Here is a 12330-nt window from a genome sequence, read left to right as displayed (position 1 = left end):
GGTCTATAGTGAGCTCAAAAGGTGTCACGGTTTTCTCAGCTGGTATAGCGGGAAAGGAGGGGGAGAGGAGGAGAGAAGATAAAGAAAACGAGAGAAGAGAAAACAAAAAAGTGTCTCCTCCCGCCGTACTAGACTTTAAAAACAATTAATCTGAAGCAACTAGGTTGATTTCTTTAGTTTACTTTATAAAGTTGTGCAATAAAAGATAATTAGAGGTGATAGGTTTGGGACGGGGGATGGGTAAATGTTAGGAGCGGGGGTAGTCCTCAAGGGGCTAAAGGAAATGGGAGTCGACAGGCTGTTCATAGTGTCTGGGACTGATTACCCCGGGTTCATAGAGGAGAAGGTGAGGATGAAGGAGGGCGCCCCTGACTTCGTGGTCGTCCCTCACGAGATCACTGCAGCCTCCGCGGCGATGGGTTACTCCATGGCCGGAAAGCTCGGTGTGGTGGCTGTCCACACGACACCCGGGACAGCTAACGCATTAGGGATAATAGCAAACGCGTTTTACGCTAGACAACCCCTCCTGGTGGTCGCGGGGAGGTCTCCCTACACTGAGGAAGGCCACCCCGCAAGCAGGTCGCTCAGGTCACAGTGGGCACAGGAGTTCACGGACCAAGGAGGTCTGGTGAGGCAGGTAGTGAAGTGGGACTTCGAGGTGAGGAGGGCCGAACAGATAGCCGGGGCCTTGGCGAGGGCAGTCCACTTGTCCGAAAGCGAGCCCAGGGGGCCGGTCTACCTGGTCTTCCCGAGGGAGGTGACCGTGGAGGAAGGCAAGTGGAGAAAGGTCAACATGTCTCCCTATGAGCCTGGTCCGAGGGAAGAGGACTTGAGGAAGGCAGCTAAGATGATAGAGGAGAGCGAGAACCCCGTGATAGTGACGTGGAGGGCCGGGAGGAGGAAGGAGTGGTTCGACTCCATGAAGTACTTCGCCGATACCGTGGGGGTCCCGGTGGTCAACTACGTGGGGGAGACCGTTAACTACGCTGGGGACATGGGGCTGGACCAGTTCGACTTGTCCTCAGCAGATCTCGTGATCGCCGTGGAGACCGAGGTGCCGTGGCCCCCTAAGAAGGTGAAGGTCGGGGGGAAGGTGATTAAGGTAGACGTGGACCCGGGGTACTCCAGGATATCCTTCTACGACTTCCCGTGTGACTTGTGCGTCATGTCCAACCCGAAGGACTTCTTCGACAGGGTGACCCCCCTCGTATCGAGGAAGGAGGAGTGGAGGGCTAAGGTAATGGAGATGAGGGGGGAACAGGAGAGGAAGAAAGAGGAGAGGGCGAAGGCACTTGCCAAGGAGAAAAAGGTGAAGCCTGACTTGCTCTCCTGGTATGTGGGGAGGATGGGGCTGACCGTGTTCAACGAGTACCCCTTCAACTTCCACTTCGGCAACTTCTCCTGGGGGCAATACTTCGGCGACATCACCTTCGGCCATCTTGGGTGGACTATGGGGGCTTCCTTCGGTTACTCCTTGGCTACGGTGAAGGCAACCGTTGCTACCGTGGGTGACGGGTCTTTCATCTTCGGGGTCCCGGAAGCTTTCTACTACGCGGTGAGGACTTACGAGACAGACTGCAAGGTAGTGATATACGACAACGGTGGGTGGTTGGCGTCGGAGGAGGCACTGGACGACGTGTTCCAGGAGAGCGTCGCCAAGGAGAGGGGTGAGTTCCCCGGTGCTGAGATGAGGAGGTACAACAGCGGGGAAGGGGTGAAGGCGTACGGTGGGTACTACAAGCTTGTTGAGTCCCCATGGGAGCTTGAGGAAGCGTTCAGCGAGCTGAAGGGGAGTAGGCTGGGAGTACTCCAAGTGGTCACGGAGAAGAGGGACCCTGAGGACGAGATATACTAGGGTAGTGGTCGAGAAGAACAAAGTGCTCTATTGCAGAGAGAAGGAATATTAAATGAGGATTGTGTATATATATGTGTATATATATATCTGTAGAATCCACGCACTCTCTCTCATCCACATATGAAAAATAAGTCCATACTAATCCTCGTAATCTCTCGCTTTTCCCCTTTTCCCTCTCTCTTTTAGCATCATTTTTCCTCAACAATTTTTCCCCTTCAGTCGCTTTGCCTTCCGCGACCAAACGAACGACAAGTCTCTCCTATGGCGGGAGAGTAGGTAAGTTTCCAGTACACATCTCCTCTTTAAGATTACGGCCATACCTTTTTCACGTGAAGGATGTTATCAATGAATGGAGTCTTCCTCACTTCAACTTAATGTTGTAAGTACTGCGCTGGGTTGTAACTCTGACATGATTCGCAACCATCACCTGGTTCGTGAATGAGGAGGACAGAACTTCACCTAACTTTATTTAGAAAATCTATTTCAAGAATTCTCTTATTATTAAATTAATAAATGAATAAAAATATTCTGTTTTATTTTTTCTTCACACTTCTTTGTGAAAGACTCCAATTACTGTCAAAGCTCACGTCGAACTTTCTTTTTAACTAGAAGTTTAATTTAGAATTAGACGTGGTTAGGCGGACCTAAGATCTAATGAAATCTAAGCATTTCACAACGTGTCTTCACACCGTATCTCTGGTTTTCTATTGAACACATGATAAATAGTAGCGGTTATTATCTTGTGAAAAACAAGATAAATATTCGTAACATACAAGGCTCCCCTAAAAGCAAAGAGAGCCGTTTTGTCTTCAGGAGTGTTTTTCTTTGTCTACCCTTTCAGTTCCAGATACAACCGAGGTACCCTTGTCCGGCCGTGAGTTCGGCGTACAGATAACCGTTCTGGTACCCTTGGTCTACCACGTTGTTAGACGTCTCTCCCGTGTCCGAACCGAAGTTGTATGCGTTCCCTATCTCATGAGTTCCGGTGGAGTTCACGTAGTACAACTGGAAAGCTACCTGAGCCGACTCTACGTATGCACATGACCCTCCTCCAGGTCCCACTAAGTCCAGTTCTAGGTCATAGAAATTGCCCGACCCGGTGTAGTTATACCCGTCAATAGTGAAGTATGGAACTGCCGACGGAGCGCTAACTTGTACGGTGTCGTACTTTACCCATCCCTGTCCCTCATTGTACCAGAAACACACCTCCGGCCCCTGGCTATCTGACGAAAGGGTCATCATCATCTCTAAGTTAAGAGGATATGAGAACTGGGTTGGGCTCCCCGGAGTGTTGGTATCACAATAGTAATAGAAAGAGATGCCTCCCGTGGATGAGACCTGACCGTTCCCGGTCACAGACACGCCTGCGTTAGGCGAGGACATGTTCCATACGTTGTCTATGAACTCCAGATTATTGGAATTTATTGATGCAACGTCTTGGGCCCAGAGCGCGTATGTCTGTCCCTGATAGTTGTAAGTTAAGACTGCGTTTAGTTGAATGGAGAAGCAGTCGTTACCTGAAGCATATACTTGTACATTGCTTGCGTTCACAACTCCTATTACCTCGGAAGCGTATCTGGAGTATGGACCGTTAGGCCCGATCCCGTAATCGGCTAGACCCATGGGGGCTGGCTCCGATGAATAGGAGGAGTACACGTTCACCGTTTGATCCTTCCTCTTTCCGTGTCCTCGGTGAGGGGGGAATATGTGAGGATGGTGGAATTGAGCGTGTGTACTGATTACCTCATGGCCTTGTCCCTGAACTAAGGAGACGCTCGATAAGGAGACGAGGAAAAACGTCATGAGCACCACTGAACCGATCAATCTCAGGCTTGAAAGACCTTTCGTCATGGCAGAGTTTGGTGTGTTTCATTTCTTAAAAAGATTTCCTTAAGTTCAATATATACTTTACAGGTTTGTGTTAGAATTATCAGGGAAATATTAAACAGTTTTAGGAGAATACCTTCACCGTGATGTTACCTTTCTTGTTTGGGAGTTCGAGAGTCTGGAGTTCTCTCACAACGTTATCGTTTCTTCTAATTCTTTGTTTTGATACAATATTGAGTCATTTCGAAACTTTAGGAGATTTAGCATCTTTTGTTTTGAAAGAGAAATGTAGGTAGTCAATTATTAATAACAAAAAACTGTAAAAAAATATTATTAGAAATAAGTGAGGGTCTGTACAGTTTTACATTCAGGTTCTTCACATTTATGATGTTAACGTTTAATTGAAATTGAATGAAGTTTAATTGAAACTCTACTCAATAAGGTTTAGCGTTACTAGAGCTGTCATTATGATGATACATATAATTAGTTTTTCATGTCCTGTTAGATATAGCGTATTTAGGTCTCTTATGATTTCCAATCCTTCTCTTAAGGACTTTATCAGTTTCAATAGTTGCCTCTTTTTTACGTTTTTCCTTCCCCTTTCTTTCTTATTTTCTTTTTCTCTCACGATACAAGTGTTTCATTTAAAAAAAGTTTTGACGTCATTTTGACTTGATTATGTCCTTTACCTGCTCCGTGTACCTTCCCGACGACACGGCCTCCTCCACGAGTTGGTCTTCAACCTTGATGACTACCCCGGGGAAGTAGTTGACCTCCCTGTTGGTAACTATGAAGACGCCGCCGACTTGATACTTCTTTCCTCCTATTTCCTGTTTCTTTGCCCCGACCACATCGTCCACGTTCTCTATGGACTCCTCCCTGGGTTTCTCCTCGTTGCTTAACTTGATGTCTCCTATGTAGACCTTGTCTCCGCGAAGGAAGACAATGTCTATGTTCCTGTTCTTCCCCGAGAACCCCTTGACCCTCTTCTACGTGTCGAACACCTTCCCTATCCCGAGGTCTTTACTGACGAGCCTCACACACACTCTCTCACTACCTTTTCGAAACCCAGGGACTTCTGCCGTATCTCCTTTATCCTGGGAGGTGTCTGTAGTCTCTTCTTTACGCGCTGCTCGTCTCCTCCACACTCCGCCTTAAGGGTAAGGTAAAGCGATTTGGACTTCATGATTAGTCCAGCGATAGGCTAGCGAGGTCCTTTCATTGGGTGATGCACGGACTTCGGAGCCCTCGCACAAGTTGTACTTTCGCTTTCTAGTTTTAAACTGGCCGAGGAAGCACACGTTGAACGAGGTCGCATTCGCGGTCTCGGGTCAACTATTGGGAGTCCAAGTCACGGAGCTAGAGGTACTGCCTTCCACGCTGTACTACGTCAGGAGGCTGGGAGTCAGGAGGAAGGAAGCTAGGCCTAGGTGTCCTTCCTCCAACAGTGACAGAGTGGTGAGGGACTGTCCCTCCAGAGGGAGGGTAGAGTACAAGTACAAAGTGTGCGGGAGGATTTTCTACGGGAATGCGAGCCACAGAACGAGCAGTGAGCAGAGGGAGAGGGTCTTGAGGGAGTACTTGGACAGACGGGCCTGAGAGGTATCTCCAAGGTGGAAGGGATACCTTTGACGACCGTCTACAGCTACGTGAGGAGGGTAGGCCTGAGGGCATACGTCGACTTGTCAGCCCTGCAGGACAACTCAAGGGGTTCAAGGCTACACGTGTCGTTTGGACGAGAGCTGGACTTACGTCCGCGCGAGGTGTGGACCTAGACGAGAGAACCTCTGGATGCGGAACGCTCTGGTAGATGGGGTCCCCTTCTCCGTCGCAGGAGAGAGGGACTACGCTACTTTCCGCTTCCCGTGGCGCTCCCCAGGGGTGAGGTGCACTTCACCGACTCCTACCAGATATACCAAGTCCTAGACCATCACGTCGTCGGGAAGAAGTACACCCACACCACGGAGAGCTACAACTCCTACTCGAGTCCCACTTGTCCAGACTCGCAAGGGACGCGAAGACAGTAAACAGGAGCAGGGGGACGGCGGACTACAGCCTAGCCTTGTTGAACGTCTTGCACCCCATCTGTCCTCACACGAGGAGACTCCCCTGAACCGAGCACACCTCAGGGTAGCGCAGTATATCAGAGATACCCTCGTGTAATTTTACAGACACATTCAGAATAAGGTGAATACATGAGGACACTCCCTGTCATTGTTACTGTAGTAAATGTTATATCTTACCAAGGTAATATGATAGTATGAAGATAGTAACAATAAAGGTAAAAGACGAGTATTATGAACTTGCAGAGCAGATGGTAGAAGTTGGTTTGGCTAGATCTAAGAACGAGGCATTTAATTTTCTTATCTCATACGGTATTAATAAGGCTAAGGAAGAGATAGAGAGGAAAAAGAGAGTTAAAGAACTGACAGATAAATGGTTAAAGGAAGGTTTACCTTTTGAATTACCCACATCTAATGACGTTATAAGTGACAGGGAATGAGGTATTATATAGACACGAGTGTCGCATTAGCGTTAGTCAACGAGAAAGACCCAAATCACGATATGGCTATAAAGGTTTATCCTAGAGACAGAGAAAGAATAGTTAGTAAATTAGTATTAGCAGAATTATATTCAGTTTCTTCTAGGAGAGTGAAGCTATCTGATGAAGAGTTAGAGGCTTTAGTTAATTATACGCTTAACAAATGTAAATGTGAGATTGAGGAAGTCGATTTTGATAAAGTCATAGACCTTGCACTAAAGGTGTCTAATAAGGTAAAACTTAAGACGTTAGATCTCCTACACTTATCTGCGAGTATATTACTAGAAAGTGAGATATTAAGCCTTGATAAGGAGATAATTGAAGCAAAAAGTAAATTAAAATAAATATTTATTTCGTGATACTACAAGATGAAGATATTTAGGCAGCAATTCCCGTGAACCGACTCGAATCCCTCTTAAGGCCATTGAAGGCTTAATTGTGGAGATCGGTTCTAGTTCAACTAAGTTTTCCACGTCGCCGGGGAAGACGCCTTAGCCCTTCTGATCTTACCTTCTTTTTCAACGCGAAGAGCATTGCACTTTCTCTTTTGCGAGATATTAAAATATCAGAGCTAACTAGTAGGCGTTTTGTTCGTCTCTTCGATTCCTTTAGGTGCTAAGTTCGTTGGTTCTATTATATATGCTCGAAATTAGATGCTGTATTAAAAGTAAGTTTTACGTCAACTTTGATAAAAATTAAGGAGATCTACAAAGCAAGTAGGAGGAAAAAAAAGGGAGAGGCCTATTTAAAGAGCTGAGAGCAAATTGACCGTGTCCTTCACGGGACGTGGAGAGTCCTTCATCAATCTTTCGATTCCTCTATCTTCCTCAATGCCTCCTTCAGGTCCCTGGCCTTGTCCCTAATCTTGAGATAGAAATCGTACCTGTCCAGCAGCACTGGGTCGACGTAACTCCTCTTAGCTCCTACCCAGTCTATCTCATATATATCCCCGACGTGGACAGCAGGGTAACCCGTCCTCTTCAACGCGAAGCCGAATATCTTGGGGTTAGGCTTCACTGCCCTCACCTCGAAGGAGAGTGCTAAGGCGTCGAAGTACTTCTCCAAGTCGAACTTGTGCAGGATCCCCTTAACTCCAGGGGACGCGTTGCTCACTAGGGCTAACTTGTACCCGTGGGCCCTCACTCCCTCGAGGAAATCTATCGCGTCGTCATAGAGGAAAGCCTCTCCGTCCCTTATGTCTGCCTCGTTGAGCTCCTTAATCAGACGTTGGGTCGGGTACACTCCCAGGAAAAAGAGGAAGTCCCTCGGGTCCACGGTCTCAAAGCCCTCATCGTTGGGGTAGTTCACCTCCCCCATTGCCTTGGCGTAGGCCCTGAATACACTCCTCAAGTCAACGTCGTAACCGTTGTCCCTCATGACGTGGTAGACCTTCTCGTAGAAAGGGGGCTTGAACCCCACCAACGTGTTCCCCAGGTCGACCAACACAGAGTTGTACTTCATAAGAGATGAGGTCTCCTCTGTGTTATATGATTATTTACGTGTACACATGTACATGTTTAATAATACCTTTCGGTTCGTTTTGAGTGTATTCCGTTTCTACTTCATCACATGTTAAGTCCTTTGGATCACTCCGATCCTGAACCATATGGTTTAGCTGAAAGGAGGGTCCATACGGCCGACGACAAGATATTGAGGGATACGCGATAAGGTGTAGAAATTACCAAGTTAGGGAAACACTCGGGTGATTCAGGTTTCTATTGTGAATTGTAATTATGGAAAAATAGACCAAACAAAGGAAATTGCCAAGCGTGAACCCCTACCCAGCCCATACGAGAGCGGTCAGTTAATTGCTTAAGTTCTATGAAGAAGCAATTTACTTCAAGTCGAGGTAGAGAGGGAGGAATAAGCCATAATGTAATATTGATACAAGATAATGTAGCAGGAGTTCCACCCGTTACGTTCTACGGCGACAGTGGAGAGATCTACAGGGTGCTGAGCTGAATGAAAAATTTCGGATTTGTTCCTTTCGAGTTGAACGACTCCGCTGGGCTGGAGTTGACCCTGCTCCAGACCCCTTGGAAACGACAAGGTAGTTGAATACGTCGAACTTATCGTGTATGTCTTTACCTTTTTCTGGTGGGGAGTGATCTAACTTCTCCCTCGTCAGGCTTGAGGTGTGCCACGCAGTGCTGTCGAGACCGGGTGATAGCACTGTAGAGGGCTTTGACAACGGGCCAAGGCATGGAGTACCCGGAGGCTACTTGCCATCCCTCCGCTTCCTACAAGTCTGCCTCTGTGTCTCGATTAAGGAGATCAACTCCCGATGGAAGTCAAGGCCAACACCTGTGATAAGGTACTACTCGTGTAATCTCAAACATTTCCACGCCTCCAAGTCCCCATCAGCTCACTCCCTGTTCCCCTGACAAGGGCACAGCAGAATGGCCTTGTACCGCCCTCAGGAAGGAGCTCTACTCCAAGGTCTACCCTGCCTTCTGGCCTTGACGTTGACTAAGAGGCCATGTGCCCCATAGGAGGGTGAGAGGCTCGGCGCGGTGTGAAGAGGTATGACAAACCTTGGACGTCAATCCTGGACGAGGTCACGTTGCCTTTAGACCTGACGAAGTGTTTTGCTCTTCAATGCATAGAGTTAGGACTACCCTTTCAATCTGTGTTTAAAAATCCGAAGGCAGTAGTTTGTAGATCACTCCGATTATTAACGCATGAGACTTGCTTTGTTCGCCCCTTCAATTCCTTTAGGTGTCAAGCCCCTAGCTTTTTATTATATATTTAAAATCAGAACTTCTATTAAAAGTAAGTTTTACGTCAACTTTGATAAAAATTGAAGCGTTCCACAGAGCACATGAGACTACATTTTAAGTCGGCACACATGGAGTCGGGGAGCTAGTTAAAGTCTAACAAAAAAAGAGGGGAAGTAAAGCGTTTCCCCCTCGAAAGAGGCATTGGAAAGGCCCCTCAAGTCATATGAGCCCCTCCACTTCGTCCTCTGAGGTTATGAAGGTCACGTTGACGTCATGTTCGTGATACGAGCTGGAGGAACTCCCATGAACCGCTAGCCAAGCTATGTACTGGCTGATCTGGTAGTGGGACCCTCCTATCGCTATGGGAGTCGACCCTCCCCTGGAGGTCAGCTTGCTTTTGATTATCACATAAGACGTTTTGCAGAGAGGGTTGAAGACCTTCTTCACGAGTGAGTAACGCACTTTCTGTCCCTCAGCGTCCTCCATGTGCTTTTCGAGGAGGAGGTCAGATATTATCTCGATAGGGTCACTCAGTGGTTTACCTAAACGTCTAGACTTCTTAGCTGGGTTGGGCTTCCTTATCACGAAGCCGTTCAAGCCCACGGTGAAAGCGTACGCGACAACCGGTATTCCCGTCGAGTGATCATAGATAACCGTTACAGGGGAATTGACCTCCATGCACCGGTTCGCTTGTGGCTGTACGGGAGAGGTCCCTCGCACTCTATTCCCCTGAGAGATCGGGAAACAGACATAGTAAGGTGGGTAAGCTATATCGACCTTGATGTAACCTGGCGGACAGGGGTTTCCAAGGTACATGAGTTATCGCCTCCACCTCGGACTTTCATCAGGGTGAGTAGTGGACTCTTCTCTTCTCACTTCGGTTTCTTGAGAAAGAGTTGTAGATAACAGAATAAATATACCAGAAATATAAAAATTTTTTATGGATTTAGGCATGGCAAACACTATAATAATTTTTTGATTAGAATTTTATAAAGACTGAGCATACGGTATTCTAACATCCTAAGATCTTTCTAAGAACCGTTCTCAATCCACTTCCAAGTTAAACCATTCAAACCACGTTAAGCTCACAACCAGTCGGAAACAGACTTTCTCATTTCTAGGTTAAACGGAGAGGGGAAATCAGATACAAGTTGGAATAAACATGTTTTACTTTCAATCTCTTTGAGAGTTTAACCCTAAACCAACTCTAGCCAAAGCCTCGAAGAACTCCGTTTCTTTCAAACCCTTTGAGGGTTCAACAGGGAGCGATACAGTAGCGTTTATAATTTACACTATTCCTTTCAAACCCTTTATGGGTTCAACGTTTTCATCAATTTTCTCGCAAACCTCCCCGCCCATGAGCACTTTCAATCCCTTTCTGGGTTCAACCAAGGCTCTTCGATGTTGAAGCCCAATTGAGCATACCCATCTTTCAATCCCTTTATGGGTTCAACTAGTGAAGAAATATACAGACAGCAGTTATACAAACTCTTTCAATCCCTTTATGGGTTCAACACATTTCGGATCCTTTTTTATTATTTGATCCGATAGTAGTGGCTTTCAATCCCTTTATGGGTTCAACATACGTATGTGGAAAACCTCTGTTATAGTAAGACTTATCCTTTCAATCCCTTTATGGGTTCAACCTAATGACATGAACTTATCGTATGGCACAAAGTAGCTTTCAATCCCTTTATGGGTTCAACTAGCGGAAGTAGAGACGTCATTCAAAAACGGGGTATTACACTTTCAATCCCTTTATGGGTTCAACGGTTTTTCCAGAACCTACTCTTCCAGTTATTAGTTTCATTACTTTCAATCCCTTTATGGGTTCAACCTAAATAATATATTGAAAAGTCTGGGTACTTCGTTGTTATCTTTCAATCCCTTTATGGGTTCAACCTACTCCTCTCTACTCATTTTTGAAATTGCACTCATCACTTTCAATCCCTTTATGGGTTCAACGAGACGAGTGCATATATGACGGCTAAGCTCTTGTCTAGGTCTTTCAATCCCTTTATGGGTTCAACTGAATGTTTTATTTACTTCTACCAATAATTTCTCCTTTCCCCCCTATAAACTTTACGTCTCCTCCGTCCACTCTCCATCCGACCTTTCCCCCTCCCCTCAAGACGTCCTACGCTGGTCGCATGATGTTTTTCACTAGTTGAAAGACACTCACCTATTTATAAATGTAAAACTCTTGAAATGATTTCGTTTTGGTCGCAAGGAGACTCGAACTCCATCATTTATTAACTCTGTAAGAAACTCGAGAAAATAGGTTATATAGAATAATCAGAACGGTTCGTTTTTAGAGATGGAATTTAGTTCTTTTTTGAAATTCTTATAAAAAAATCTAAAAGAGATATATTCTATATATAAAAAAATATAGTCAGAAACTAAATTAAATTGCATAGTATATACATATATATAGAAGTCCATTAAATTCCGCATGGAACACTCCAATTGTACTTCGTGCGCTGAAATGACAAGGAAATACTCAGCGTTGACCTCTTAGGCCCACTCCTTACAACACGCTAAATCACTCCTTAGATGCATGACGTATGGACCCTTATGTGTCAAAAGTCGAGGTCCCGAACTCCACGTACATCCGAAATGTAAATGCCGTCTTTTTTGCTGGTAAGACACGTTTACGTTCGCCTAGGTACACCCTAAGACGTGACGTACGGCAAGCACTATTAGACGGGTAGACCCATCACCTGAACGTCACTGAAGAGCTCGCATTATGGATAACTAAAAGAGAGTCGGGGTCGAGTACCGAGAGGAGGTCATGAGAGTCGCACGCTGTCCCACGTTTTTCCTATAATGCATACGACAGTGAAAACCATGTGAGCCCTTTCAGCCCTGCTGAGAGACTCACGAAATGTGATACAAGACAGATATTGACGTTGACTTGTTGAGGCCCACTTTATGTCACGGACCGTACTCAGGTCTCTCTCAGCTATTCGTTTGACGCGGGCGAGGAATCCTCACCTCCATGGGACCGGAGTCTCATAAACTTCGGTCATAGAAGGGCCCCCTCTACAAAAGTGACCCCCGTCTTTACACGCAGGCTCGTTTTAGCTGGCCTCTACACTCTAGGTCCTCTCCAAGACGACCGTTCATGTGGTGTCTATACACCGTATACACCCGTCATGTATGAAGACATGGCGAGGGCGCCCCGTTCCTACACCTAGGTTTTATAAGGAATTATATGCTACTGCCTTGTGTCATGTGAACCTTAACTGATGAAGCTAGCGTCCTGGATGTTCTGAATAATAATATTTCGTTTCATGACCACCCGACATGTAAAGCGTAAGATAAGCTGGTTTTATAAGATACTTTTTGCAGGTCCCACCTCTGACGCTCCTTAGAGTTGATAACCA

At 46.2% G+C, this 12330-nt stretch carries 11 protein-coding genes, 1 pseudogene and 1 CRISPR repeat array; of the genes and pseudogenes, 6 read left to right on the top strand and 6 right to left on the bottom strand.

Annotated features, from left to right (window positions below; translation table 11 throughout):
- Positions 1 to 8: 8 nt before the first annotated feature.
- The gene (locus IC007_RS13185) at positions 9 to 149 is read left to right on the top strand and encodes a hypothetical protein (protein ID WP_156303771.1); all 141 of its coding nucleotides are present in this window, start codon (positions 9 to 11) and stop codon (positions 147 to 149) included.
- A gap of 95 nt (positions 150 to 244) precedes the next feature.
- On the top strand, positions 245 to 1855 hold the full coding sequence (locus tag IC007_RS02550) for a thiamine pyrophosphate-requiring protein (RefSeq protein WP_054846043.1): 1611 nt from the start codon (positions 245 to 247) through the stop codon (positions 1853 to 1855).
- Positions 1856 to 2692: 837 nt separating this feature from the next.
- Here IC007_RS02550 and IC007_RS02545 read toward each other — a convergent pair.
- From IC007_RS02545 to IC007_RS13180, 4 genes are all read right to left on the bottom strand, one after another.
- Positions 2693 to 3706 carry a thermopsin gene (locus tag IC007_RS02545; RefSeq protein WP_054846044.1) on the bottom strand — a complete coding sequence of 338 codons (1014 nt, stop codon included), beginning with the start codon at positions 3704 to 3706 and terminating at the stop codon, positions 2693 to 2695.
- 406 nt (positions 3707 to 4112) lie between these two features.
- Entirely contained in the window at positions 4113 to 4310 is a 198-nt protein-coding gene (locus tag IC007_RS02540) for a hypothetical protein (protein WP_054846045.1), read from the bottom strand.
- 34 nt (positions 4311 to 4344) lie between these two features.
- Positions 4345 to 4533: a hypothetical protein gene (locus tag IC007_RS02535; RefSeq protein WP_149528307.1), complete on the bottom strand. Its 189-nt coding sequence runs from the start codon at positions 4531 to 4533 to the stop codon at positions 4345 to 4347.
- Positions 4534 to 4718: 185 nt separating this feature from the next.
- Positions 4719 to 4868, bottom strand: coding sequence for a hypothetical protein (locus tag IC007_RS13180; RefSeq protein WP_156303772.1), 150 nt, complete (start codon positions 4866 to 4868; stop codon positions 4719 to 4721).
- Positions 4869 to 4939: 71 nt separating this feature from the next.
- On the opposite strand from IC007_RS13180, the pseudogene IC007_RS02530 reads away from it, so the two are divergent.
- The 3 genes and pseudogenes from IC007_RS02530 (at position 4940) to IC007_RS02520 (ending at position 6568) form a co-directional block, all read left to right on the top strand.
- Positions 4940 to 5845, top strand: a pseudogene (locus IC007_RS02530) (IS1 family transposase).
- A 97-nt stretch (positions 5846 to 5942) separates the two neighbouring features.
- Positions 5943 to 6185 (top strand): hypothetical protein, encoded by a 243-nt coding sequence (locus IC007_RS02525; RefSeq protein WP_054846047.1) that lies wholly within the window; start codon positions 5943 to 5945, stop codon positions 6183 to 6185.
- Positions 6182 to 6568: a type II toxin-antitoxin system VapC family toxin gene (locus IC007_RS02520; protein WP_054846048.1), complete on the top strand. Its 387-nt coding sequence runs from the start codon at positions 6182 to 6184 to the stop codon at positions 6566 to 6568. The genes IC007_RS02525 and IC007_RS02520 overlap by 4 nt, the downstream gene beginning before the upstream one ends.
- 457 nt (positions 6569 to 7025) lie before the next feature.
- On the opposite strand, the gene IC007_RS02515 is transcribed toward IC007_RS02520, so the two are convergent.
- The gene (locus tag IC007_RS02515) at positions 7026 to 7685 is read right to left on the bottom strand and encodes an HAD family hydrolase (protein WP_054846049.1); all 660 of its coding nucleotides are present in this window, start codon (positions 7683 to 7685) and stop codon (positions 7026 to 7028) included.
- Positions 7686 to 8045: 360 nt separating this feature from the next.
- On the opposite strand from IC007_RS02515, the gene IC007_RS13175 reads away from it, so the two are divergent.
- Complete coding sequence (locus IC007_RS13175; protein ID WP_156303773.1) at positions 8046 to 8186, top strand: hypothetical protein; 141 nt, start codon at positions 8046 to 8048, stop codon at positions 8184 to 8186.
- Between the two features lie 977 nt (positions 8187 to 9163).
- Here the strand turns inward: IC007_RS13175 and IC007_RS02510 are convergent.
- The gene (locus tag IC007_RS02510; RefSeq protein WP_149528306.1) at positions 9164 to 9760 is read right to left on the bottom strand and encodes a hypothetical protein; all 597 of its coding nucleotides are present in this window, start codon (positions 9758 to 9760) and stop codon (positions 9164 to 9166) included.
- Positions 9761 to 10114: 354 nt separating this feature from the next.
- A CRISPR array of direct repeats spans positions 10115 to 10974; the repeat unit is 25 nt; unit sequence CTTTCAATCCCTTTATGGGTTCAAC.
- Positions 10975 to 12330: the final 1356 nt, after the last annotated feature.

Origin of the sequence: Sulfuracidifex tepidarius (assembly GCF_008326425.1) — an archaeon.
GTDB lineage: Archaea > Thermoproteota > Thermoprotei_A > Sulfolobales > Sulfolobaceae > Sulfuracidifex > Sulfuracidifex tepidarius.
Note: the sequence above shows the minus strand (reverse complement) of the source record. Positions and strands in the feature narration are given on the sequence as shown.

What these genes read in the sequence shown, in the direction of transcription:
- IC007_RS02550 (WP_054846043.1), top strand. Translation starts at nt 245, where the DNA reads ATGTTAGGAGCGGGGGTAGTCCTCAAGGGGCTAAAGGAAATGGGAGTC.
- IC007_RS02545 (WP_054846044.1), bottom strand. Translation starts at nt 3,706, where the DNA reads ATGACGAAAGGTCTTTCAAGCCTGAGATTGATCGGTTCAGTGGTGCTC.
- IC007_RS13180 (WP_156303772.1), bottom strand. Translation starts at nt 4,868, where the DNA reads ATGAAGTCCAAATCGCTTTACCTTACCCTTAAGGCGGAGTGTGGAGGA.
- IC007_RS02525 (WP_054846047.1), top strand. Translation starts at nt 5,943, where the DNA reads ATGAAGATAGTAACAATAAAGGTAAAAGACGAGTATTATGAACTTGCA.
- IC007_RS02520 (WP_054846048.1), top strand. Translation starts at nt 6,182, where the DNA reads ATGAGGTATTATATAGACACGAGTGTCGCATTAGCGTTAGTCAACGAG.
- IC007_RS02515 (WP_054846049.1), bottom strand. Translation starts at nt 7,685, where the DNA reads ATGAAGTACAACTCTGTGTTGGTCGACCTGGGGAACACGTTGGTGGGG.
- IC007_RS13175 (WP_156303773.1), top strand. Translation starts at nt 8,046, where the DNA reads ATGAAGAAGCAATTTACTTCAAGTCGAGGTAGAGAGGGAGGAATAAGC.
- IC007_RS02510 (WP_149528306.1), bottom strand. Translation starts at nt 9,760, where the DNA reads ATGTACCTTGGAAACCCCTGTCCGCCAGGTTACATCAAGGTCGATATA.